Here is a 22,380-nt window from a genome sequence, read left to right on the forward strand (position 1 = left end):
GCGTCGAGTCGAACTCGATCGTCGGGTGGTTCTCGACGTCGAAGAAGTCGGCCGAGCGGAGATGCTCGTCGCGGCGCGTCTCGTTCGTGTCGATCGACGCCGCCTGGATCGTGCCGTGCACCTTCGAGTCTCGGTACTCCGCCGCGGCCTCGATCGTGCCCTCGAACTCGCCGAAGTGGCCGCGGACGGTCGAGATCATCATGTGCTTGATCCTGAACTCGACCGACGAATGGGACGGGTCGACGGTCCAGGTTCCGGTCGGAACCCGAACGATGCCCTGATCGGTCTCGAGCTGCGTTGCCATGGGCGCTCCTCTCGCCTGTATCCGACTGTCGTCCCCGTTAAGGGCGAGGCCCAAACGGGCGCCTATGCCGTTCGCAGGAGCGGTCGTCCCTCCGACACCGGCCCAGCAACGTGGCAACAGCTAGCGTGGACCCATGGCGACGCGGGAAGCGGCGTGTCACTGCGGGCAACTTCGGCTCGAGGTAGAGGGCGATCCGTTCGTCGTCTCGATGTGCCACTGCCTCGCCTGCCAGCGCCGGACGGGGAGCGCGTTCGGCATGCAGGCCGCCTTCAGGCCGGACCAGGTGCAGGTCCACGGCCGCTACAGCGACTACACGCGCATCTCCGACGAGGGGGACTCGAAGGAGCACGCCTTCCATTTCTGTCCCGAGTGCGGGTCGCAGGTCTTCTACACCGAGCCGGAGGAGCCGGACCTGATCGTCGTCTCGGTCGGCTCGTTCGCCGACCCGTCCTTTCCCCCGCCTACCGAGTCGGGCTACGAGTGGCGCCGGCACGAGTGGCTGCCTGTCCCAGAGACGATCGAGCGCGACCCGGTTCGCGCGCTCTGGGACCCGGTACAGCCGCTCTACCGGGCGGGAGCGTACGCCGAGGCCGCCGACCGCGGCCGAGAGGTGCTCGAGGCGAACGACCCCCACCCGTATCTGCTGTTCAACCTCGCCTGCTGCGAGAGCCTCGCCGGGCGGACGGCGGACGCGCTCGACCACCTCGAGCGTGCAATCGAGATGTGGGGCGGGTGTCGGGAGATGGCGCGGGAGGACTCGGACTTCGACCCGATCCGAGGCGAGCCGCGCTTCCAGGAGCTGATGTCGCAAGACGCCGCGCAGGCCGACACGCGCACAGTCACGGAGGCGACCCTCGAGCGAACCGAGCACGGGCTCGTGCCGAAGGGCGCGGGATGGTTCGTCGTCAACGCGCGCGAGGCGCCGTGGTGGCACAGCGAGACGTTCGGCTCCTCGTGCGTCTTCGAGGGCGACGCGCACTTCGCCGAGGTCGGAGTCAACATCCAGGTGCTCGCCCCGGGCGAGCCGAACTGCATGTACCACGGCGAGAGCGCCCAGGAGGACTTCCTCGTCCTCTCCGGCGAGTGCCTCCTGCTCGTCGAGGGCGAAGAGCGCCCGCTCCGGCAGTGGGACTTCGTCCACTGCCCGCCCTGGACCGAGCACGTCTTCGTCGGCGCCGGCGACGGCCCGTGCGCGATCCTGATGATCGGCGCCAGACACGAGCACGAGGAGCTCCTGTACCCGGTCGTCGAGGTGGCCCGGAAGCACGACGCCGGCGTGGCGAAGGAGACGTCCTCCGGGCGGGAAGCCTACGCGCCGTTCCCGGAGCCCACCGCGGGCCCATACCGGGACGGGACGCTGCCGAGCCTGCCCGACTGAGCGCCCACGTTCAGTCGCTCTCGACGCGGTAGTACCACGTTTGCGCGCGGATCAGCCCGTCGCGGATGACGAACGTGTCGGTGCCGTGCTCGACCCGCGCGCCTCGGGCCGTGGCCGTCCACTGGAGGTACCCGATCTCGCCGTCGACGTGGGTCGTGACGTACTCGTACGAGGCGTCGGGAAGCTCGCCTGCGAGCTGGCGGGCCGCGTCGCGGACGCCGGCATGGCCGCGGCGCACCGTCTCGCGGTCGATCAGGACCACGTCGTCGGCGTAGTTCGCGCCGATGTCGCCCTCGAGGTCTCCCTCCTTCGCACGACGGAGATGGTCGTCGAGTACCTCGGTAGGGCTCCGCACCCCACCTGCGTACCCCTCCTGTCACGGAACCGAACGCGGGCGCGCGACTATTCGTGTATTACTTCATTTCGTAAAGCGTGCCCTGCCGGAGTGGTACGCACACGTACGGGAGGCCCAGATGAGCGTGACCGACGAGCTGCTCCAGAACGCCGAGCGCTACGCCGACGAGTTCGACCGAGGCGGTCTGCCGCTTCCGCCCGCGAAGCGGGTCGCCGTCCTCGCCTGCATGGACGCCCGCCTCGATCCCCACCGCGTCCTCGGGCTCGCCGAGGGCGACGCGCATGTGATCCGCAACGCGGGCGGCGTCGTCACGGACGACGAGATCCGCTCGCTCGCCATCTCGCAGCGTCTGCTCGGGACCGAGGAGATCATCCTCATCCACCACACCGACTGCGGGATGCTGACGTTCGGGGACGACGAGTTCCGGCACCAGGTGCAGCAAGAGACCGGGATCAAGCCGCAATGGGCTGCAGAGTCGTTCGACGACGTCGACGACGACGTGCGCCAGTCGGTCGCGCGGATCGAGGCAAGTCCCTTCATTCCGAGGAAGGACAGCGTCCGCGGCTTCGTCTACGACGTGGAGACGGGACGGCTCCGAGAGGTCTCGCCGAAGAAGGCTCGCGAGGAGGTCGCAGCCGCGTCAGCGTGAGCGCGGGGCGCGCAACGGCGAGGACGGGGCGTAGTCCAGGGCGAGGCTGGAGCGTGCCTTCAGCCTCGCTCCTCTTCGTGTGGCCCGGCGCACACACCACCAAGACAGACGAGGCTTGGGCCACGTCCGTTCACGGTCAGCGGCCGGGGACCGGCTCGGCGTCGTATCCCGCCTCGTCGATCGCTGCCATGAGCGCCGCGTCGTCGAGACCATCGCCGCGAACGGTGACGAGCTTCGTCTCGAGATCGACGTCGACCGCGGCGACACCCGCCACGCCCGAAAGCTCCTCCCTGACCGCCGACTCGCAGTGCGCGCAGTGCATGCCCGGAACCGAATAGGCCCTCGTCTCCATCTCTTCCTCCTCGTCTCGTTTCTCACTGTACCCGGTGGGGGTATCAGAAGGCTGGCCCACTTCTCGTTTCCCCTCCCGCGACGGACGGGTACGCGGCGATCGTGGCAGACCGTCGATCGTTGTGGATCGCGACGTCCGAGCCCACCGGGTACCCGCCGCTCGAGCGCGATCCCGAGGTCGACGTTGCGGTCGTCGGCGGCGGGATCATCGGCATCACGACCGCGGCTCTGCTGGCGAAGGCGGGCCGGAGGGTGGCGCTGCTCGAAGCAGACCGCGTGGCAGGCGGTGTGCTCCAGGGCCCGGCGAGGACGCGGCTCGCCGACAGGTCCGAGCTTCTCGCGGCCGTGCCCGCGCAGCACTCCTGAGCAGTCTCAGACCTTCCTCGGGACCTTCCCCGTCAGCGTCAGCACGGCGCGCATCGCCTTGTGCCCGAAGTCCGCGGCCGGGTCGAACATGCACGGGCACCCGCCGGCGATCACCGTGATCCCGCGGTCCCTCCCGTAGGCGGCGGCCGTCTCCGAGACGCTGCCCGGGCCGGGCCCGCGGTGCATCCACACCTGTCGGATGCCGAGCTCGGCGCACTCGTGCATCGTCTCCTCCGCGTGCTCCGGTCTGGTCGCGATCACCACTGCGTCGACGCCTCCGGGAATCGATCGCAGGTCGTGGTACGAAGGATCGCCCTCCACTTCGTCTGCGTTCGGGTTGACGGCGAACACCTCGTACCCGCGGTCCCGAAGCCGCTGGTAGACGACGTTGCCCCCGTGGCCGTTCGCCTCCCGCGAGACACCGGTGACGGCAACGCGCTTGTTGGCCAGGAAATCCGATGCTGCTTCCTTGATCGTCGGCATCGGCTGATACCTCCTCTGTGAACGACACCGGTCACCGTAAGCGCGCGCCCCCGCCGCGGCATCGGGGCAGACGCTGATCGACGTGCATGGAACTGCGCACGTGACGGGCGTTCGACGCTTCGCGCAGGGGACGAGCTGTGCGGACGCCCGTGCTCGCGGCGGCCGAACCACATGCGGGCTCCGGGGCTTCGCGGATGACGTCCGTTGCGAGATGGGGCACGGTTCTGGCGATGAGCTCTGCGTTCCGTGGCGCGACCGGGTCTTCGGGCCGCGACGTCGTCGTCTTCCGGTGCGCGACCGGGATCGTCGGCGTGCACGCGATCGTCGACTCCTTTCTCGCGACCGAGCCGGGCACCGGAGCCGACGACCACGTCCTGCGAGGGTCGGTGTCGCTCGCGCTGCTCGCGGTGGCGGCGCTCGCCTACCCGCGCTTGCGCGCGGGCGGCCGGGCCGCGCTCTCGTTCGCACTCGGCGTGCTCTCGCTCGAGGGAGCGGCCCTCGCAATCGCCGACGCACGCGGCGTCGGCGCCCGCGGCGAGGACTGGACCGGGTTCCTGCTCCTCCCCGTCGGGTTGGCGCTCTGTGCGGTCGCGGTTGCGCTGCTCTGGCGCTCGCGCATGCCCGGCCGGTGGCGCTACCTGCGGCGGGTGGGAATCGGCGTGGCCACCGTTGTCCTTGCCTACTGGCTTCTCCTCCCTCCGGCGATCGGGATCCTCGCCACGCACCGCCCTCGCGCGGCGGTCGAGCGCGCCGACCTCGGCCGCCCGTACGAGACGGTGACGCTGCGGACGAGCGACGGCCTCGAGCTCGCCGCGTGGTACGTCCCGTCACGCAACGGCGCGGCCGTCGTGTCGTATCCCACGCGGCAGGGCAAGCTTCCCCAGGCGCGCATGCTCGCGCGGCACGGCTACGGCGTGCTACTCGTCGACGCCCGCGGCTACGACGGCAGCGAGGGCGCCCCGAACCTGTTCGGCTGGGCCGGCGCGAAGGACATCGATGCGGCCGTGGCGTGGCTTCGAGCGCGACCCGACGTCCGTGACGGACGGATCGGCGGCATCGGGTTCTCCGTCGGCGGGGAGATGATGATCCAGGCCGCGGCCTCGAACCCGGCCCTCCGCGCGGTGGTGTCCGAGGGCGCCGGAGTCCGATCGGTGCGCGAGCACCTGCTGCGCGGGCCGCGCGGCTGGCTCTCTCTGCCCGAGTCCGCGCTCGAGACCGTGGCGGTCGCCGTGATGAGCGGCACCGCGCCTCCGCCTTCCCTCACCGACCTCGTCCCGCGGATCGCACCGCGGCCCCTCTTCCTCGTCTACGCGGGTCACGGGCAGGGCGGCGAGGATCTCAACCCGCGGTACTTCCGGGCAGCCTCCGAGCCGAAGATGCTCTGGAAGATCCCCGAGGCGCAGCACGTCGGCGGCCTCGAGGCGCGGCCGCGGGAGTACGAGACGCGCATCGTCGGCTTCTTCGACCGGGCCCTGCGCGGGACATGACCGACGCGTCGGCGGTCGATCTCTTGTGGCTCCCCCTCGGCGCGGGCGGGCATTCGGTCCGCGTCAACGGTCTCGTCTTCGAGGCCGTCGCCGCGGCGGTCGCGCGGCGCGAGCGCCGTGACCTCTACCACTCGGCGCTCGAGGTCACGGTTCCCGCCGGGCGGTACGTCGTCGAGCAGGCGCCCGCGTGGGGCGAGGGCGGCGAGCGCGGCGTCGTCGCCGGCGGGGCCGTCGGCCTTCGCCCGCTCGGGCGTCTTCGGCTGTTCCGCTACGAGGTCAGGCGCTGGCGCGGCGGCACGATCCCCGACGTCCGCGAGGCGGTCGAGAGCCCGCGCCGGCTGAGCCGCGACGCGGCCGTCGCCCGGCGCGTGCTCGAGCTCGTGCCGCAGGCGCCGACCCCCGTCTGGGGCCGCGACGAGCTCCACGCGGGCGAGATGTGGAACTCCAACTCGCTGATCTCGTGGCTGCTCGCCCGATGCGGGATCGACGTCGAGGGCATTCCGCTGCCGACCCGAGGTCGCGCACCGGGGTGGAGCGCGGGCATCGTCGTCGCTCGCCGCGCGGACGCACGTACGGGCGGGGCTGCGGGGGCGCCCCGCCCGTGATGCGGCTCTTCAGCCGATCGACGGTCGCGCCTCGAGCGGCTCTGCCGCCGGCGAGGACGCCGTACGGTCCCGGCCCTGGCGATCCCAGGCGATATCGAGCAGCACGAGCACGAGGTTCGCGCCGACCGTCGCCCCCGCGATCGTCGTGACGAGCGCCAGCAGGTCGGTGGCCGCCTGGAAACCGAGCCAGGCGCCGGTCAGCGCTCCCGCGAGCGCCGCCGCGAACCCGATGCCCTTTCTCTCCGCCGTCCAGTCGCGGTCCACCCAGGCGAGATAGATCCCGAGCCCGATCGGCACGCCGACCGAGAGCGCCGCGAGGAGCTCCTCGTCGAGCGGGACGCTCGGCATCGCCGTCATCACGAGCAGCACGCCCAGGAGCCAGCCGCCGAAGCCGAGCACGACCGGGAAGACCGTCCGCAGCGCCGTGCCGGCCGTGCGGCCGAAGCGACCGCGGTGGTGCACCCGCCGCGCCATCCCGAGCAGCGAGAGCGCGACCAGGAGCGGCAGCGCCACGAGCCCGCCGGCGACGCCCTTGGCGAGGATCGGAAGCGTCACGCCGGGGGTGAAGTCGACCTTCTGCGGCTCGTAGCGCGACCGGTCGACCCGGCCCCGGTCGAGGAACGTGGTGACGAGATGCGTGCCGGCCTCGGGCTGGTCGTGCCAGAAGGAGCCCGAGTGCCCGAAGCCCGGCAGCACGACCTGGTGCCCGTTGGGCAGGTAGGGAAGGAGCTCCTTGCGAGCGTTCTGCGGCGGGGTCGAGAAGTCGAGCGCCCCGCCGATCAGAAGCGTCGGGACCTTCGACGTGCGCATCCCGCTGTACGCGTTCTCGTCCGGCGCGGCGGGCCAGGCGTCGGCCAGCCGACCGCCGCCCCAGGCGAACGCCGTCCCCGCATACCCCAGGCCGGTGCCGCCCTTCTGCGCGCCGGAGGCGAAGTAGTCCGCCACCGCGCGGGCGTCGGGCCTCGCGGCGGAGGCGTACTGACCCCAGACGAACGGCATCGGCGCGAGCTTCGCGACGAGCGACTGAAGCCAGAAGCCGCTCGCGTCGCCCTCGGCAACCGAGAGCCACGAGTCGATCGCGGTCGGCGCGTTCAACGGGGCCATCTCCGACGTCGTCTCCATCAGCCCGTAGAACGAGAAGATCCGCACGCTGCTCTTCTGGATCGGCAGGAAGAGCCAGCGTTCGGGCATGTTTGCCGCCGTCCGCCGCATCGAGGCGGCGAGGTCGTCGGTTCGCGAGCGACAAGCCTCGTCCTGCTTGCAGAGCGCGGCGTACCGGCCGACGAGCTCGTCGGTCGTCTTCCGGTCCCAGACGAAGTTGCCGGGCGGGTTCACGCCGATCATCACCGACCGGTGGATCCGCTGCGGATGGCGCCACGCGTAGATGAGGGCCGTCCGCGTGCCGGCGCTCTCGCTCAGGAGGTCGATCCGGTCGTAGCCGAGCGCCTTCCGCACGGCCTCCATGTCGTCGACCTGCTGCGAGAGCCCGTAGCGCGTGAGGTCGTAGCCGTCGTCGGTGAGCCGCTTCGCACAGTCGCGAAAGCCCTTCTCGTACGCGCGGAAGGACTTCTCGCCGAGGAGGTCGGTCGAGTGCCCGAGCGCCGAGCCGACCTCGGGGCAGTCGAGCCGGACGGAGCCGTCGACGCCGCGGTAGCCGACGAGCACGACGTCACGATCGACCGCGTAGCGGCCGGCCCACGGGAACGTCATGTTCGTGATGCCCGGCCCGCCCTCGAGCCGGAAGAGCGGCTCCTTCGGACGCTCCGAGAGAGCGCGGATCCTCGTCACCGGCAGTGCGATCAGCCGCGACTTCGGATCGGACGGGTTCTCGGACACGACGAGCGTGCCGCAGTCGGCGTCGAAGCCACCGTCGTCGGTGGCGTACGTACAGGGGTCGAGGACAAGGTCGCCGGCCTGCGCGCCCTTCGGGACGGAGACGCGGTCGTCACCGGAAAAGCCGACGAATGCGAGGCCCGCAACCGTCAGCCCGATGAGGACGAGGGCGACGACGCGTGCAGGTGTGACGGCTCGTTTCATGGGAGGTTTCACGGTGTCCTTTCCTGGTCGGGTCGATGATCCGACGCTAGGAGGCATGCGGCGCCGCGGCGTCGTCGCGAGGCCGGATTCGTCCTCGCACCCGGCGACGATCCGGCCTCCTCCTCCGGTAGGAGCGGCGCGAGGGCAACGCCTCGCGCGCTCGGCCACAAGCACGTCCGCGGAGTCGGAGACGGCTCCTACGAACGGCCGACCGATCGGCCGCGCGCGTTCATCCCCTCGGCCGATCCACGCGCGGACGTCGTCCGGTGATGCTCGTGGTCATCAATTGTCGATCCCGCATCGGCGCGTGAGGCGGCCCGCCGCCCTCCTGCTCGGCGCTCTCGCAGCGACGGCGCTGGTGGCGCTGGTAGCGCGGATTTCCTCGCCTGCACGCGAGACGGGATCCCCGGGCTCCGCAGTGCGGCCCGTTCGCACCGCGACGGCCGGAGTCGGCATCCACAAGATCCGGCACGTCGTCGTGATCATGCAGGAGAACCGGTCGTTCGACTCCTACTTCGGCACCTACCCGGGCGCGGACGGGATCCCGATGCGAAACGGCATCCCGAGCGTCTGCGTCCCGGACCCGCTCACCAAACGGTGCGACCGGCCGTTCCACGACAGCGGCGACAGGAACTACGGTGGCCCGCACGGCCATCGCTTCGCCGTCCTCGACGTCGACCACGGCCGGATGGACGGCTTCATCGACTCCGTGCGGCGGGTCCTTCACCAGCGCTGCCTCGACTCGAACGCACCCATCTGCACGCTCGGAGCGCGGACCCCGACCCCGGACGTGATCGGGTACCACGACGCGCGCGAGATCCCGAACTACTGGGCGTACGCAAGGGACTTCGTCCTGCAGGACCACATGTTCGAGTCCGACGCGTCGTGGAGCCTGCCCGCTCACCTCTACCTCGTCTCGGGATGGTCGGCGAGGTGCGCCAGGCGCGGGAAGCCGATGAGCTGCCGCACTGCAGTCGAGAATCCCGGCGCCCCACCGGGCGAGCCGCAGGATCCCGACGGCGCGATCCCCCACTACGACTGGACCGACCTCACCTACCTGCTGCACGCGCACCACGTGAGCTGGCGCTACTACGTCCAGCGGGGAGGAGAGCCCGATTGCCGCGGGGGAGCGATGTTCTGCAGGTCGATCCCCCAGGACGCGAGCACGCCAGGGATCTGGAACCCGCTGCCGTGGTTCACGACGGTCGCAGAGGATCACCAGCGCGGCAACATTCGGCCCTTCCGCTCGTTCGTCCAGGCGGCGCGCACAGGAGCGCTTCCCGCCGTCTCGTGGATCACGCCGTCGCACTTGGTGAGCGACCATCCGACGGCGCTCGTCAGCCGGGGGCAGGCCTACGTCACGGGCATCGTCGACGCGATCATGGAGGGCCCCGATTGGGACTCGACCGCGATCTTCCTCGCGTGGGACGACTGGGGCGGCTTCTACGACCACGTTCCGCCGCCCGCCGTCGACGGCTCCGGGTACGGCCTGCGCGTGCCGGCGCTCGTCATCAGCCCGTACGCGCGGCACGGCTACGTCGACCATCAGACGCTCAGCTTCGACGCGTACCTGAAGTTCATCGAGGACGACTTCCTCGGCGGCGCGCGCATCGACCCGAGGACGGACGGGCGCCCCGACTCCCGTCCGACGGTGCGGGAGAGCGAGAGGATCCTGGGCGACCTCACGCGCGACTTCGACTTCTCGCAGGCGCCGCGGAAGCCGCTCGTCCTGCCGCCCTACCCGGCATCCGGGGCGCGCGAATAGAAAGGCCCCCGGCCCGACCGAAGTCGGAGCCGGGGGCCCGGGGGGAGCTCCGTCCTATGCCGACGTGGCAGCCGGGGCCGCCTCCTTGGCGGGCTCAGGCTCGCCGGCCTCGAGGCGCGGCAGCCACTGCAGCCACCGGGGCAGGTACCAGTTCCACTCGCCCAGGAGCTTCATCGTCGCCGGCAGGAGCACGGCCCGGACGATGGTCGCGTCGATCAGGATCGCCACCGCGAGCCCGACGCCGAACTGCTTGAAGAACAGCATCGAGAGCGTCGCGAAGATCGAGAACACGAAGACCATCACGATTGCCGCGCTGGTGACGACGCCGGCCGTCCGCTTGATCCCGTTCGAGATCGCGTCGTCCATGCTCTCGCCCCTGTCGTACAGCTCCCTGATCCGGCCGAGGACGAGGACGTGGTAGTCCATCGAGAGGCCGAACAGGATCACGAAGAGCAGGAGCGGAACCACCGGCTCGATCCCGGCAGTGGAGGTGAAGCCGAGGAGCCCCTTGCCGATGCCGTGCTGGAAGACGAGCACGAGCACGCCGTACGCCGCGGCGACGGAGAGCAGGTTGAGCACGATCGCCTTGGCCGCCACGACGATCGAGCGGAAGGCGACCAGCATCAGCGCGAACGCGAAGAGCAGGACGAACACGACGACGGGCGGCAGGTTCGACTTCAGCTCGTCGGAGCCGTCCTGCCACTGCGCCGCGAGCCCGGTGACGCCGGCCTCGACGTCCGGGAGGCCGCCCACGGTGTTCGGGACGATCTCGTCGCGGAGCAGGTGGATCGCCGCCACCGCCTCGGGGTCGGTCGTCTTGCCGTCGATCGGGATCGCGATGTTCGCGACCGTCCCCTTCGCGTTGACGTCGACCGTGATCGGCTCGTGCATGCGGCCGCTGGCGAGCGCCCGCCGCTCGAGCTTCCGGATCGCCTGGCGGACGACCGGCGCGTTCACGTTCGGCGCCTGGACGACGACGTTGGCGGGCAGCGCCGTGCCCGGGAACGACTGCTGCATCTTCGTGTACGCCTGGATCACGGGGAGCGACTTCGGGAACGTGTCGGGCCCCGGGGTCGCCATGCGGAGCTGGAGCGCCGGAGCGGCGAGTGCGAGGAGCACGCCGCCCGCGACGACGGCCGACACGAGCGGCCGCCGCAGCACGCGATCGACGATCGCGCCCCACATGCGGCCCTCGCCGTTCTGCCGGCGGAGCCGTCCGACGAGCGGAACGCGTGCCCGGTCGACCCGGTCGCCGAGCCGCGAGAGCAGCGCCGGGAGCACGGTGAGGGAGCCGAGCATCGCGATCGCGACGACGGTGATCGCCGCGACGCCGAGCGACGCGAAGATCTGATCGCCGGTGAGGAACATCCCGGCCATCGCGACGATGACGGTCAGGCCGGAGATCAGGACCGAGCGGCCCGACGTCGCCGCGGCGGCCTCGAGCGCTGCCTGCTCGCTCCGCCCGGCGGCCCGCTCCTCGCGTTCCCGCTTCAAGTAGAACATCGAGTAGTCGACGCCGACGGCGAGGCCGATCAGGAGCACGAGCGCCGGGGCCTGCATCGCCACCGGGAAGATCGCGCTCGGCAGCGCAATGAGGCCGAACGTCGCGAACACGGCGGTCAGCGCCAGCAGCAGCGGGATGCCCGCGGCCACGAGGGCTCCGAACGCCAGGACGAGGATGATCAGCGTGACCGGCAGCGAGAGCAGGCCGGCCTTGGCGAGGTCGTCGCCGTAGGCGGTCACGACCGCGTCGATCTTGCTCGCGTCGCCGAACTCGCCCACGAAGACAGCCGGATGAGCAGCCTGCAGCTCGTCGACCGTGTCGAGGACGGGACGGATCTTGTCGACTGCCTTGTCGGGGTCGCCGCGGATCTCGAACTCGACGAGGGCGGCGTGCCCGTTCGGCGCGATCTGACCCGTGTTGCGCGAATCGAGCGGCGAGCGCACGTTCTGGACGTCCGCCAGCTTGGAGAGCTTCGCGACGACGTCCGTGATCGCCGCCCGGAAGGCGGGATCGCTCGTGCGGAGCGTCGTGCTCTGGACGAGGACGTTCTCCCCGGCGGGCTGCTGAAACCCCGCGTCGAGGATCCTGTCCATCCGGCCGGACTCGCCCGGCCCCGGCGCGTTGTCGTCGATCGACTTCATGCCGATCGCGCCGCCGAGCCCGAACGCCACGAGGACGAATGCGAGCCAGCCGAACGTGGCCGTTTTCCAATGTGCTGCGCTCCAGCGACCCATGCGGGCCGCGAGGTTCGAATGACCGCTGCGACGGTGGTCGTCCTTGGTGCGGAACATCGTGGGTTCCTCCTTCGTCAATGGCCGAATCTCCATGGCCACGACGCTAGGACTCGCCGGTTCGGATGACGTCGTCTGAAGGCCGGAACCGCGCTCGTCCGGAACGACGATTCGGGCTCCTACTCCGGTAGGAGGCGATGCCTCGCGCCGTCCAGTACGTTCAGCTCGTGGAGCGGTTCGGAGAGCGCGCGCGAAGGTACTGGTTCGACGTCGTCGTCGTGCTGCTGGCGCTCGCGGGCGTGCTCGAGCTCGTGCTCAGGCGCGACGCGGAGGACGCCCCGGACACGACGCTCTGGTTCTGCATCCCGGCGATGGTCGCAGCGGTGCTCACGCTGCTCGCGCGCCGCCGCTATCCCTTCGGCGCGCCGGCGGCGTTCTGGCTGCTCGGCGCGTCGATCTCGTTCGTCGACGGGCGACTCGTCCCGTTCATGGCGGGCGTCTATCTCGCCGGGATGGCTGCGGCCTTCCTCCTCGGGAGCCTGCGCGACACGGTGCTGGCCCGCGTCGGCCTCGTCGTCGTGCTCGGCTGCTCGGCGACGATCATCTACAACATCCCGGACCACCAACCGGGCGAGCTGCTCTTCATCCCCCTCCTCTTCGGCATCGCCTGGCTCGCGGGCTTTGCGCTCCACACGCGGGTGGAGCAGGTCGACGCCGCGGAAGCGCGCGCCGCCCAGGCCGAGCGCGAGCGGGAGTCCGCCGCGCGCATCGCCGTCGCCGAGGAGCGCGCGCGGATCGCGCGCGAGCTGCACGACATCGTCGCGCACGCCGTGAGCGTGATGGTGCTCCAGGTCGGGGCCGTCAGGCACAAGCTCCCGCACGAGCTCGACGAGGACGCCGACGCCCTCCGCGGCGTCGAGCAGACCGGCCGCGCTGCACTCGCCGAAATGCGCCGCCTTCTCGGCGCGATGCGCAGCGACGGAGACGACCTCGAGCTCGCGCCGCAGCCGGGCCTCGACGGGCTCCAGTCGCTCGTCTCGGAGGTCGAACGCGCGGGCCTGCCCGTCCAGCTGCACGTCGAGGGCGAGCACGTGCAGCTCCCGCGAGCGATCGACCTCTCCGCCTACCGGATCGTGCAGGAGGGCCTGACGAACGCGCTCAAGCACGCCCATGCGAGCCGGGCCGACGTCACCGTGCGTTACGGGCCCGGAGACGTGCGGCTCGAGGTGCGCGACGACGGCGGCGGCGGCCCGAAGGGCAACGGCCAAGGCTACGGGCTGGTCGGCGTGCGCGAGCGGGTGAAGATCTACGGCGGCGAGATGACGGCAGGACCCGCGGACGGCGGCGGCTTCGTCCTGAGCGCGCGCCTCCCTCTGGAAGACGACCGGCCGTGACCATCCGCGTCCTCGTCGCCGACGACCAGTCGATGGTGCGGGCCGGCTTCCGCATGCTGCTCGGCGGCGAGGAGGACATCGAGGTCGTGGCCGAGGCGAGCAACGGGCTCGAGGCCGTCGAGAAGGCCGCCCGGTACGACCCCACCGTCGTCCTGATGGATATCCGCATGCCCGAGCTCGACGGCCTCGAGGCGGCGCGCCGCATTCTCGCGGCCGACCGGGACGCCCGCATCCTGATCCTCACGACGTTCGACCTCGACGAGTACGTCTACGAGGCGCTCCGGGCCGGCGCGAGCGGCTTCGTGCTCAAGGACGAGCCGCCCGAGCAGCTCCTCGCCGCGATCCGCACCGTCGCCGCCGGGGACGCGCTGCTCTCACCCGCCGTGACGAAGCGCGTGATCGCGCAGTTCACGCGCATCCCGCGTCCGACGCCTCCCGCGGAGCTCGACGACCTGAGCGAGCGCGAGCGCGAGGTGTTCCGCCTCATCGCACGCGGCCTCTCGAACGGCGAGATCGCGCAGGAGCTCTTCATCAGCGAGACGACCGTCAAGACGCACGTCACGCACATCCTCGCGAAGCTCGGCCTCCGCGACCGCGTCCAGGCGGTCGTGCTCGCCTACCAGGCCGGCCTGTTCGAGCCCGATGCGCCGCCGCCGGACGGCGACACCGGCCGAGCCCCCTAGCGAGCTCGGCCTATCGTCCTTCCGTCCCGGTGAAGAGCGCGCGCAGATCCAGTGACGGTGCGTGCGTCCGGGTCGCGAGCGAGACGTAACGGCGCGCGAGGGCGTCCTTCCCGGCCCCGAGAACCGTGCTGACGAGCCCGAGCGCCTCCGCCAGCCCGGCCGGGTCGAGCACCTCGATCGCGCGCGCCCAGATCGCCTCCTCGAGGGCGTTGAAAGCGGTCTGCACCTCCGACAGGTCGTAGCCCGCGTCGAACCGCTCCTCGGCCACGAGCTCCGCACGGGAGACGATTCCCGCGAGGTCACGGTCGGTCAGCACCTGCAGGAGCTGGTCGAACAGCGCGTCGAGACGCAGGCGGACCTCGGGCTCCCCGGCGGCCTCGTAGTGCTGCGCATGCGCGCGCCGCAGAGCGGCGTCCGCTGCCTCCACGATCCTGCCACGCTCCCGCGCGAGGAACTCGACCGTCGTCTGCGGCGTCACGCGGCCGGGACTCCGGACCCTCGACCGTGACGACGGGCGTGCGGCACGGCCCGAAGGCTACCGTGGCACGACCGCCCGGCCGGTCGATCCGACGCCATGGTTCCTGCAGCGAAACCTCGTCTCGAAGGCGCTCTCGACGGTGCCGTCGTGCTCGTCGAGGGCATCAGCGACCAGCGTGCCGTCGAGACGCTCGCCCGGCGCCGCGGACGGGATCTCGCCGCCGAGGGCGTCCAGATCGTGGCGATCGGTGGCGCGCAGGCAATTCGCGCCTCGCTCGAGCGATTCGGCCCCCACGGTCTCGATCTCCGCCTCGCGGGCCTCTGCGACGCCGGCGAGGAACGACATTTCGCACGTGCGCTCGAGGGGGCAGGCCTCGGGTCCGGCCTCACGCGGGCGGACATGGAGTCACTCGGGTTCTACGTGTGCGTCGCCGACCTCGAGGACGAGCTGATCCGCGTGCTCGGCACGCCGCGCGTCGAGACGATCGTGGGGAGCGAGGGAGAGCTCGGGTCGTTCCGGACGCTCCAGAAGCAGCCCGACTGGCGCGGCCGGAGCACCCACGACCAGCTCCGGCGGTTCATGGGCAGCGGTGGCAGCCGAAAGATCAGGTACGCCTCGCTGCTCGTCGACGCGCTCGACCTCGCCCGTGTGCCACGGCCGCTCGACGGCGTCCTCGAGCACGTCTGACGGCTTCTCGCCCGGCCCGGGCTTCCGGCACTGGAAGCCCGGGCCGGACATCGGGTCTAACGGCCGCTGACGGCGAACCAGGCGCCGCCGGGGCTCGTCACGAAGACGATCGGCGCGAAGCAGGGCGAGGGCAGCTCGATCGACGTGTCGATCTCGGCGTCACCCGTCGGGCTCGCCGGAACGAGCGCCGTCGAGACGTTCGACGTCGTCGCGGCCCCGCTCGCGGTCGTGAGACAGCTGACGATGGCCTTGAACTGCGGAATCGGGTTCGTCCCCTGGAGGTTCGCCGGAACGGGCGAGCGCCGGGCGAGAACGAGGCCCTCGACGTCCACGTGCAGGCGGCCGTCTGCACGCAGGCTGGCGTTTGCGTCGCCGATCTCCCACGGGAGCCCGCCGCCTCCGACGCCTCGGATCGCGTTGGCCGAGCCGGTGTACGGCTCGCTCACCGACCCGAGCACCTTCGCGTCGAGCACCTTGCGACCGTCGTCGCCGCCGATGCCGAGGGCGGGCGCGACGAGCGCCACGGCGACGGCCAGCCCGACGAGGGGGAGCAATGCCTTCCTCATCCTGTCCTCCTGACGTTGATGCCGGTCCTACGGCATGCGAGCCTCCGCGGATTCGTGTGTCCTTTCGTGGCCCCGCCGTTCGTCTCGGAGACGACCACACGCGACGACGAGGAGGAAGCGATGAAGTACCTGCTCCTGATCCACCAGGGCGACACACCGACCCCATACGACCAGGAGGCCTGGGGCCGGCTCTCCGAGGACGAGCAGCAGGAGGTCTACGCGGCCTACCAGGCGATCAACCAGACCCCCGGGGTCACGCCCGGGATCGGCATGCAGCCGCCCGAGCTGGCGACGACGGTTCGCGTCCGGGAGGGCCGGACCCTGACGACCGACGGGCCGTTCGTCTCGGTGAAGGAGGCGCTCGGCGGCTACTTCCTCTACGAGGCGGACGACCTCGACGCCGCGATCGAGCTCGCCTCGCGCGTCCCCGCAGCCCGAATGGGCGGCGCAGTCGAGGTGCGGCCGGTGGCCGAGTGGTAGACGTCGACCAGGCGTTCCGCGACGAGTGGGGTCGCGTCCTGGCCGCGCTGATCGGCCTCCTCGGCGACTTCGACCTCGCCGAGGAGGCCGCCCAGGAGGCGTTTGCGATCGCGGCCGAGCGCTGGCCCCGCGACGGGCCGCCCGAGAGCCCGCGGGCGTGGCTCGTGACGACGGCCAGAAACCGGGCGATCGACCGCATCCGCCGCGACCGCACGCTCGCCGAGAAGACGCGCCTGCTCGAGGTGCCGGAGGCCGTGGAGGACGAGATGGACGAGACGACGATCCCGGACGAGCGGCTCGAGCTCGTCTTCACGTGCTGCCACCCGGCGCTCGAGCTCGACGCCCAGGTGGCGCTGACCCTGCGGGCGCTCGGAGGGCTTCGTACCGAGGAGATCGCGCGGGCGTTCCTCGTCCCCGAGGAGACGATGGCGAAGCGACTCGTCCGCGCAAAGCGGAAGATCAGGGCCGCGGGAATCCCGTTCCGCGTACCGCCCGCGCATCTTCTCCCCGACCGGCTGGCAGCGGTGCTCGCGGTCGTCTACCTGATCTTCAACGAGGGCTACGGCGGCCGGGCCGATCTCGCGGCGGAAGCGATCCGGCTCGGCCGCGCGCTCGCCTCGCTGATGCCCGACGAGCCGGAGGTGCATGCGCTGCTCGCCCTCATGCTGTTCAACGACGCCCGGCGCGACGCGCGGTTTGCGAACGGCACCATCGTCCTCCTCGCCGAACAGGACCGCTCGCTGTGGGACGCGGAGCGGATCGCCGAGGGCCGGGCGACCCTCGACCGGGCGCTGGCGCTCGGTGGCTGCGGGCCGTACGTCCTGCAGGCGGCGATCGCGGCCCTCCACCTCGACGACCCGCCCGACTGGCCGCAGATCGCGGCCCTCTACGGTGAGCTTGCGCGCTCGACAGGATCGGCGGTCGTCGAGCTCAACCGGGCGGCCGCCATCGCCGAGGCGGGCGACCCCCAGTCGGCGCTCGAGCTGGTCGACCGGCTGGACCTCGACCGCTACCACTACCTCCACGCCATGCGCGCCGAGCTCCTGCGCCGGCTCGACCGTGTCGACGAGGCGCGCACGGCGTACGGCCGGGCGCTCGAGCTCGTCCACTCCGACGCCGAGCGGCGCTTCCTCGAGCAGCGCCTGGTAGAGCTGTCATGACGATGGACGTTCCACCGCCAAGGTCGCGGGCACAGCGGAAGGCCGACACGCTCGAACGCCTGCGCACGGACGTCGACCTCTGGATCGCCTCCGCGGACGCAGCGGGCGACGTCCATCTCGTCCCGCTCTCGTTCGTGTGGGACGGCACGGCGCTGACGATCGCGACGCCCCGCTCGAGCCCCACGGCACGGAACCTGCTGCGGGCCGGCGAGGCGCGTGTCGCGCTGGGGCCGACCCGCGACGTCGTGCTCGTCGACGGCGCCGTCGACGAACTGCCGATCGGCACCGACCCGGAGCTCGAGGACGCCCACGCGGCGGCGACGGGCTTCGACCCGCGCACGCTCGCCGAGGAGTACACCTACCTTCGCGTGACGCCGAAGATGATCCGGGCGTGGCGCGAAGCGAACGAGCTCGAGGGCCGGCTGCTGATGCGCGACGGCCGCTGGCTCGATTGAGCATCAGCGCTCGCTCGGCGCGGCCTCGAGGATCGGGCTCGCCGCGGCGTCGCGCGCGTGCCCGGACCGCGTCGCGAGGACCGAGCCGGCGAGGACGAGAACGAATCCGACGCCCATCCCGAGGGTGAACGCTTCGCCGAGCACCGCGATGCCGAGAACGGCGGCGACCGCAGGGTTGACGTAGGTGATCACGGTCGCCCTGGCGGGGCCGATCTCGCGAATCAGCGCGAAGAAGAGGAGGAAGGCGACAGCCGTGCAGACGATGGCGAGGGCGAGGATCGACCCCACCGCCGCGGCCGACGGCGTCTCGCCCACGCCGCTGACCGCGGTGATCGGGACGTATGCGACGGCCGCGAGCCCGAGCGAGACGGCGATGATCCCGAGCGAGGGCAGATCCGCCATCCAGCGCGGGATCATCGCGGGACCGACGGCGTAGCAGACCGCCACCACACCCACCGCGACCATCGCCGGCACGCTGGCGCCCTCGAGGCCGAGACCGACGATGGAGGCCACGCCGACGACGCCGAGCGCGAGGCCTGCGGCCCGCTCGACGGTGAGACGCTCGTTCCCGCCGGGCGCGACGGCGATGGCCGTGCCCACGAGCGGCGTCGCGGTGATCAGGAGTGCGGTGAGCGAGCTCGAGATCCGCGTCTCCGCCCAGCCGAGCAGCACCCACGGCAGCGCGATCTCGATCGCGGCGAACACGGCGACGACGCGCCAGCGCCGGAGCACCGGTCGCACCTCGTCGCGTAGCGCCGCGATGGGCAGGAGGAGCAGCGCGGCGATCGACGTCCGCGCGAGCACGAGCATCGAGGGGCTCACGTCCTCGACGGCGACCTTGATCAAGAGGTACGGGATCCCCCAGATCACGCACATCGCCGCGAAGAGGATCCACCCCCGCGAGGTCATCGACGCCTTCACCCCTCGAGGCTAGGCGAAGCGCGCGGGGCTGCGCCAACAGGATCTGTAGCGGGCTCGATCAGCGGGCCGAATCGCCCGCCGAGCGGTCAGGCACGCGCCGACGCGACGAGGCAGACACCCGGTAGCTCGAGGCCCTCGGACGTCTGGTAGCCGCGAGCGGCGTCCGCGGCGCGCCTGCGGAGCTCGCCTGCGGCATCGGCGGGCAGCGCGGCACGCCGCGCCGGGACGTAGCGCGTCGGCAGAATGCCGACGTGCCGACCAACTACGAGCGCGCGTTCGCCGAACGCCCGGACGTGCTCGCAGCCTGGGTGCAGCTGAACAGCGCGGTCAAGGCGGGGATGGACCTGCGCCGGTACGAGCTGGCGACGCTGGCCGCCGCTCGGCGGCTCCGCTCCAGCTACTGCTGCCTCGCGCACGGCACCGTTCTTGCCGAGCAGTTCGGCGAGCCGGTGCGCGAGATCGCTCTCGACCACCACGCGGCCGGGCTCGACGAGGTCGACGTCGCCGTGATGGACCTGGCCGAGCGCGTCGTCGAGGACGCGACGTCGATCACCGACGGCGACCTGCAGCACCTTCGTGACCTCGGACTCTCGGACACGGACATCATGGACGTCGTGCTCGCCGCGGCCGCCCGCTGCTTCTTCTCGAAGACACTCGACGCGCTCTGCGTCGAGCCCGACGCGAGCTACCGCGACATCGAGCCCGAACTGCGCGAGGCGCTCGTCGTCGGTCGGCCGATCGCCGACGCCTGAGCCCGCGGCCGGCGGTCGAGCAGCTTCTTCGCCTCGTTGGCCCACAGGACGGTGCTCGCAAGCGCGACGCAGATCAGCCAGTCGGTCGCCGAGAGCGGCGTCGTCCCGAACGCGTCGTTCAGGAAGGAGACGTGCACGACCGCCAGCTGGAGGGCGAACGAGACGGCGATCGCGCCCCAGAGCCAGCGGTTCGCGAAGAGCCGCCGGAAGGCGCTCACGCGGTCGGAACGGGCGTTGAAGCAGTTGAAGAGCTGCGCGACGACGAGGGTCGTGAAGGCCATCGTCCGCGCAGTGTCGATGTCCCCGCCGTCGCCGACGAGCCCGCCCGGCAGGCGGAGGTCGAGCGCGACGAGCGTCGCGACGGCCATCACGAGGCCGACCCAGAAGATCCCGATCCACATCTCCCGGTCGATGACGTCGTCGCCTGCCCGCCTCGGCGGGCGGCGCATGACGTCCTCCGGAGGCGGGTCGACGCCGAGCGCGAGCGCCGGCGCGCTGTCTGTGAGCAGGTTGATCCACAGGATCTGCGTCGCGAGCAGCGGCGTCGCCACCGCCTCCCCCGTCTCGTCGAGCCCGATGACGCCCGCGAGGACGACCCCGAGGAGCATCGTCAGGACCTCCCCGACGTTCGACGAGAGCAGGAACCGCAGAAAGGTGCGGATGTTGGCGAAGATCCCGCGTCCCTCGCGGACGGCGGCGACGATCGTGGCGAAGTTGTCGTCGGCCAGGATCATGTCGGCCGCCTCCTTCGTCACGTCCGTGCCGGTGACGCCCATGGCGACGCCGATGTCGGCGGCCTTGAGCGCGGGCGCGTCGTTCACGCCGTCGCCGGTCATCGCGACGACGTGCCCCTCGTCCTGGAGGGCGTCCACGATTCGGAGCTTGTGCGCCGGTGCGACGCGCGCGTAGACGGAGACGTCCCGCACGGCATCCCGGAGACCGTCCTCGTCGAGGTCGTCGAGCTCCGCGCCGGTGAGGACACCGGCGGAGGCGATGCCGAGGTCGTCCGCGATCCGCGTGGCCGTCGCCGGGTGGTCGCCTGTGATCATGATCGTCCTCACCCCCGCTGCCCGGGCCTCCGCGATCGCGGTCCGCGCCTCGGGGCGGGGCGGGTCGATGATCCCGACGAGCCCGAGGTACGCAAGGTCGCGCTCGACCGACTCGTCGGCGGGCGCACGCCGGCCGTCCGGGACGGGGCGGTAGGCGACGGCGAGGGTCCGCAGCGCGAGCCCCGCGAGCCGGTCGACCGTCGCGCCGATCTCGTCCCGGCGAGCACTTGTCAGCGGTCGCGTCTCGCCCGCGACCCGCTCGGCGGTGCAGCGCGTCAGCAGGACGTCGGGCGCGCCCGTCGTGACGACCGCGATGCCGCCCTCGAGCTCATCGGCCTCGAGCGTGGTCATCAGCTTCCGCTCGGATGTGAACGGAACCTCTCCGACGCGCTCGAAGCGCTCCTCCCGCGCCTGCGTGAGACCTTCGATCTTCGCCTCGGCGACCAGGAAGGCGGCGTCGGTCGGATCGCCGTGGACAACCCACTCGCCGTCGACCTGGTCGAGCACGGCGTCGTTGGCGAGGCTGCCTCCCCCGATGACGAAGCGCACCTCGCCGAGCAGCGCGGGATCGTCGGCGAGGGCGTGCCCGTCGACGAGCAGCTCGCCCTCGGGGCGATAGCCCTCCCCGGTCACGTCCACCTCGCCCGAGGCGGTTGCGACCTTCTGGATCGTCATCTCGTTCTTCGTCAGCGTCCCCGTCTTGTCCGAACAGATCACCGACGCCGAGCCGAGCGTCTCGACCGACGAGAGCCGCTTGACGATCGCGCGCCGACGCGCCATCCGCTGCACGCCGAGCGCGAGCACGACCGACAGGACGGCCGGCAGCCCCTCCGGCACCGCCGCGACTGCGAGCGAGACGCCGATGAGGAGCACGTCGACGAGGTCCGAGGCGTGGTCGAGGTCGGCGGTCGCCAGGATCGCCGCGACGACCACGACGGCGATGGCGATCACGGCGATCCCGAGCATCCGCCCGATCCGGGCGACATCGCGCTGGAGCGGTGTGCGCTGCTCCTCCGTCCGGCCGAGCATCCGCGCGATCGAGCCCATCTCGGTCGCCATCCCCGTGGCTGTCACGACCGCACGACCGCGGCCGCGCGTAACGGCGGTCCCGTCGAACACCATGTTGAGGCGGTCTCCGAGCGCGGCCGGGGCGTCCAGCGTGCCGACGTCCTTCACGACAGGCTGGCTCTCGCCGGTGAGGGAGGCCTCCCCCACCGTGAGGGAGGCGACGTCCACGAGGCGCCCGTCGGCGCTCACGGCGTCGCCTTCCTCGAGGAGGAGCAGGTCGCCGGGCACGACCTCTGCCGCAGGGATCCGTTGCATACGGCCGTCCCGCACGACCGCCGCGGTCGCCGCGGCCATCCGCTGGAGCGCCGCCACCGCCTGCTCGGCCCTTGCCTCCTGGATGAAGCCGAGCAGCCCGTTGAGCACGACGATGACGGCAATCACGATCGCTTCGTAGGGGGTGCCGTCCGCGCCCTCGGCCACCCAGGCGGCCACGGAGACCGCGGCGGCGACGAGCAGGAGGTAGATCAGCGGATCGGCGAACTGCGCGAGGAGCTTTCGCCAGGCCGGGACCTGCTCGGCGGGGTCGAGGACGTTCGGCCCGAAGCGCTCGAGCCGACCCGCCGCCTCGGTCGAGTCGAGGCCGTCGTCGAGATCGGTGCCGAGCTCCGCGGCGACGTCGGCGGGGCCCCGACGCCACGGCTCCAGCGCGGGAGGCTCGCTCATTGGGTCAGC

Annotated in this window: 23 protein-coding genes; 13 read left to right on the forward strand and 10 right to left on the reverse strand. The window is 71.5% G+C overall.

The features are described from left to right. Positions 1-304, reverse strand: a 304-nt coding sequence (locus tag VNM44_RS09860) for a YceI family protein (RefSeq protein ID WP_325625701.1), incomplete at its 3' end; no start/stop codon positions are given. A 133-nt stretch (positions 305-437) separates the two neighbouring features. On the opposite strand from VNM44_RS09860, the gene VNM44_RS09865 reads away from it, so the two are divergent. Next, positions 438-1,682 carry a TPR end-of-group domain-containing protein gene (locus VNM44_RS09865; protein ID WP_325625702.1) on the forward strand — a complete coding sequence of 415 codons (1,245 nt, stop codon included), beginning with the start codon at positions 438-440 and terminating at the stop codon, positions 1,680-1,682. A gap of 10 nt (positions 1,683-1,692) precedes the next feature. On the opposite strand, the gene VNM44_RS09870 is transcribed toward VNM44_RS09865, so the two are convergent. Further along, positions 1,693-2,037 (reverse strand): nuclear transport factor 2 family protein, encoded by a 345-nt coding sequence (locus tag VNM44_RS09870; protein ID WP_325625703.1) that lies wholly within the window; start codon positions 2,035-2,037, stop codon positions 1,693-1,695. Positions 2,038-2,155: 118 nt separating this feature from the next. On the opposite strand from VNM44_RS09870, the gene VNM44_RS09875 reads away from it, so the two are divergent. Then, positions 2,156-2,686, forward strand: a complete 531-nt coding sequence (locus VNM44_RS09875) for a carbonic anhydrase (protein ID WP_325625704.1) — start codon at positions 2,156-2,158, stop codon at positions 2,684-2,686. A gap of 136 nt (positions 2,687-2,822) precedes the next feature. Here VNM44_RS09875 and VNM44_RS09880 read toward each other — a convergent pair whose 3' ends face one another. Then, positions 2,823-3,038 carry a heavy-metal-associated domain-containing protein gene (locus tag VNM44_RS09880; protein WP_325625705.1) on the reverse strand — a complete coding sequence of 72 codons (216 nt, stop codon included), beginning with the start codon at positions 3,036-3,038 and terminating at the stop codon, positions 2,823-2,825. A gap of 101 nt (positions 3,039-3,139) precedes the next feature. Between VNM44_RS09880 and VNM44_RS09885 the strand changes: the two genes are divergently transcribed. Then, entirely contained in the window at positions 3,140-3,403 is a 264-nt protein-coding gene (locus VNM44_RS09885) for an FAD-dependent oxidoreductase (RefSeq protein ID WP_325625706.1), read from the forward strand. 6 nt (positions 3,404-3,409) lie between these two features. On the opposite strand, the gene VNM44_RS09890 is transcribed toward VNM44_RS09885, so the two are convergent. Then, a complete protein-coding gene (locus tag VNM44_RS09890) occupies positions 3,410-3,886 on the reverse strand; it encodes a CoA-binding protein (RefSeq protein WP_325625707.1) in 477 nt (158 codons plus the stop codon). A gap of 230 nt (positions 3,887-4,116) precedes the next feature. Between VNM44_RS09890 and VNM44_RS09895 the strand changes: the two genes are divergently transcribed. Then, positions 4,117-5,373 (forward strand): alpha/beta hydrolase, encoded by a 1,257-nt coding sequence (locus VNM44_RS09895; protein ID WP_325625708.1) that lies wholly within the window; start codon positions 4,117-4,119, stop codon positions 5,371-5,373. Then, the gene (locus tag VNM44_RS09900; protein WP_325625709.1) at positions 5,370-5,978 is read left to right on the forward strand and encodes a hypothetical protein; all 609 of its coding nucleotides are present in this window, start codon (positions 5,370-5,372) and stop codon (positions 5,976-5,978) included. The genes VNM44_RS09895 and VNM44_RS09900 overlap by 4 nt, the downstream gene beginning before the upstream one ends. A 9-nt stretch (positions 5,979-5,987) precedes the next feature. Here the strand turns inward: VNM44_RS09900 and VNM44_RS09905 are convergent, their stop codons facing one another. Next, a complete protein-coding gene (locus VNM44_RS09905; RefSeq protein WP_325625710.1) occupies positions 5,988-8,015 on the reverse strand; it encodes an alpha/beta hydrolase in 2,028 nt (675 codons plus the stop codon). A 307-nt stretch (positions 8,016-8,322) separates the two neighbouring features. On the opposite strand from VNM44_RS09905, the gene VNM44_RS09910 reads away from it, so the two are divergent. Then, positions 8,323-9,780 (forward strand): alkaline phosphatase family protein, encoded by a 1,458-nt coding sequence (locus VNM44_RS09910; RefSeq protein ID WP_325625711.1) that lies wholly within the window; start codon positions 8,323-8,325, stop codon positions 9,778-9,780. Positions 9,781-9,834: 54 nt separating this feature from the next. Here VNM44_RS09910 and VNM44_RS09915 read toward each other — a convergent pair whose 3' ends face one another. Beyond that, positions 9,835-12,111, reverse strand: coding sequence for an MMPL family transporter (locus VNM44_RS09915; RefSeq protein WP_325625712.1), 2,277 nt, complete (start codon positions 12,109-12,111; stop codon positions 9,835-9,837). 101 nt (positions 12,112-12,212) lie between these two features. Here VNM44_RS09915 and VNM44_RS09920 point away from each other — a divergent pair, with 101 nt between their 5' ends. Both VNM44_RS09920 and VNM44_RS09925 read left to right on the forward strand, forming a co-directional pair. Then, positions 12,213-13,409, forward strand: coding sequence for a sensor histidine kinase (locus VNM44_RS09920; protein ID WP_325625713.1), 1,197 nt, complete (start codon positions 12,213-12,215; stop codon positions 13,407-13,409). Further along, positions 13,406-14,092: a response regulator transcription factor gene (locus VNM44_RS09925; protein WP_325625714.1), complete on the forward strand. Its 687-nt coding sequence runs from the start codon at positions 13,406-13,408 to the stop codon at positions 14,090-14,092. The genes VNM44_RS09920 and VNM44_RS09925 overlap by 4 nt, the downstream gene beginning before the upstream one ends. Before the next feature lie 10 nt (positions 14,093-14,102). Here VNM44_RS09925 and VNM44_RS09930 read toward each other — a convergent pair whose 3' ends face one another. Next, complete coding sequence (locus VNM44_RS09930; protein WP_325625715.1) at positions 14,103-14,570, reverse strand: hypothetical protein; 468 nt, start codon at positions 14,568-14,570, stop codon at positions 14,103-14,105. Between the two features lie 96 nt (positions 14,571-14,666). On the opposite strand from VNM44_RS09930, the gene VNM44_RS09935 reads away from it, so the two are divergent. Further along, the gene (locus tag VNM44_RS09935; RefSeq protein WP_414652967.1) at positions 14,667-15,257 is read left to right on the forward strand and encodes a TOPRIM nucleotidyl transferase/hydrolase domain-containing protein; all 591 of its coding nucleotides are present in this window, start codon (positions 14,667-14,669) and stop codon (positions 15,255-15,257) included. 56 nt (positions 15,258-15,313) lie between these two features. Here the strand turns inward: VNM44_RS09935 and VNM44_RS09940 are convergent, their stop codons facing one another. Next, complete coding sequence (locus tag VNM44_RS09940) at positions 15,314-15,823, reverse strand: hypothetical protein (RefSeq protein ID WP_325625717.1); 510 nt, start codon at positions 15,821-15,823, stop codon at positions 15,314-15,316. 120 nt (positions 15,824-15,943) lie between these two features. Between VNM44_RS09940 and VNM44_RS09945 the strand changes: the two genes are divergently transcribed. From VNM44_RS09945 to VNM44_RS09955, 3 genes are read left to right on the forward strand one after another with little or no spacing between them, the layout of a single operon-like run. Next, on the forward strand, positions 15,944-16,303 hold the full coding sequence (locus VNM44_RS09945) for a YciI family protein (RefSeq protein WP_325625718.1): 360 nt from the start codon (positions 15,944-15,946) through the stop codon (positions 16,301-16,303). Continuing rightward, entirely contained in the window at positions 16,297-17,463 is a 1,167-nt protein-coding gene (locus VNM44_RS09950) for an RNA polymerase sigma factor (RefSeq protein WP_325625719.1), read from the forward strand. The genes VNM44_RS09945 and VNM44_RS09950 overlap by 7 nt, the downstream gene beginning before the upstream one ends. Positions 17,464-17,465: 2 nt before the next feature. Then, entirely contained in the window at positions 17,466-17,918 is a 453-nt protein-coding gene (locus tag VNM44_RS09955) for a pyridoxamine 5'-phosphate oxidase family protein (RefSeq protein ID WP_325625720.1), read from the forward strand. A gap of 3 nt (positions 17,919-17,921) precedes the next feature. On the opposite strand, the gene VNM44_RS09960 is transcribed toward VNM44_RS09955, so the two are convergent. Continuing rightward, positions 17,922-18,839, reverse strand: coding sequence for a DMT family transporter (locus VNM44_RS09960; RefSeq protein WP_325625721.1), 918 nt, complete (start codon positions 18,837-18,839; stop codon positions 17,922-17,924). A gap of 251 nt (positions 18,840-19,090) precedes the next feature. Between VNM44_RS09960 and VNM44_RS09965 the strand changes: the two genes are divergently transcribed. Beyond that, positions 19,091-19,591 (forward strand): hypothetical protein, encoded by a 501-nt coding sequence (locus VNM44_RS09965; RefSeq protein ID WP_325625722.1) that lies wholly within the window; start codon positions 19,091-19,093, stop codon positions 19,589-19,591. Here VNM44_RS09965 and VNM44_RS09970 read toward each other — a convergent pair. After that, positions 19,525-22,371, reverse strand: coding sequence for a cation-translocating P-type ATPase (locus VNM44_RS09970; protein ID WP_325625723.1), 2,847 nt, complete (start codon positions 22,369-22,371; stop codon positions 19,525-19,527). The genes VNM44_RS09965 and VNM44_RS09970 overlap by 67 nt on opposite strands. Positions 22,372-22,380: the final 9 nt, after the last annotated feature.

It is taken from the genome of Gaiella sp., assembly GCF_035558935.1.
In the GTDB taxonomy this organism is placed as follows: domain Bacteria; phylum Actinomycetota; class Thermoleophilia; order Gaiellales; family Gaiellaceae; genus Gaiella.

Excerpts from the sequence above, each read along its gene's own strand:
- VNM44_RS09865 (WP_325625702.1), top strand. The coding sequence starts at position 438 with ATGGCGACGCGGGAAGCGGCGTGTCACTGCGGGCAACTTCGGCTCGAG.
- VNM44_RS09875 (WP_325625704.1), top strand. The coding sequence starts at position 2,156 with ATGAGCGTGACCGACGAGCTGCTCCAGAACGCCGAGCGCTACGCCGAC.
- VNM44_RS09880 (WP_325625705.1), bottom strand. The coding sequence starts at position 3,038 with ATGGAGACGAGGGCCTATTCGGTTCCGGGCATGCACTGCGCGCACTGC.
- VNM44_RS09890 (WP_325625707.1), bottom strand. The coding sequence starts at position 3,886 with ATGCCGACGATCAAGGAAGCAGCATCGGATTTCCTGGCCAACAAGCGC.
- VNM44_RS09895 (WP_325625708.1), top strand. The coding sequence starts at position 4,117 with ATGAGCTCTGCGTTCCGTGGCGCGACCGGGTCTTCGGGCCGCGACGTC.
- VNM44_RS09900 (WP_325625709.1), top strand. The coding sequence starts at position 5,370 with ATGACCGACGCGTCGGCGGTCGATCTCTTGTGGCTCCCCCTCGGCGCG.
- VNM44_RS09905 (WP_325625710.1), bottom strand. The coding sequence starts at position 8,015 with ATGAAACGAGCCGTCACACCTGCACGCGTCGTCGCCCTCGTCCTCATC.
- VNM44_RS09915 (WP_325625712.1), bottom strand. The coding sequence starts at position 12,111 with ATGGAGATTCGGCCATTGACGAAGGAGGAACCCACGATGTTCCGCACC.
- VNM44_RS09920 (WP_325625713.1), top strand. The coding sequence starts at position 12,213 with ATGCCTCGCGCCGTCCAGTACGTTCAGCTCGTGGAGCGGTTCGGAGAG.
- VNM44_RS09935 (WP_414652967.1), top strand. The coding sequence starts at position 14,667 with ATGGTTCCTGCAGCGAAACCTCGTCTCGAAGGCGCTCTCGACGGTGCC.
- VNM44_RS09940 (WP_325625717.1), bottom strand. The coding sequence starts at position 15,823 with ATGAGGAAGGCATTGCTCCCCCTCGTCGGGCTGGCCGTCGCCGTGGCG.
- VNM44_RS09945 (WP_325625718.1), top strand. The coding sequence starts at position 15,944 with ATGAAGTACCTGCTCCTGATCCACCAGGGCGACACACCGACCCCATAC.
- VNM44_RS09955 (WP_325625720.1), top strand. The coding sequence starts at position 17,466 with ATGGACGTTCCACCGCCAAGGTCGCGGGCACAGCGGAAGGCCGACACG.
- VNM44_RS09970 (WP_325625723.1), bottom strand. The coding sequence starts at position 22,371 with ATGAGCGAGCCTCCCGCGCTGGAGCCGTGGCGTCGGGGCCCCGCCGAC.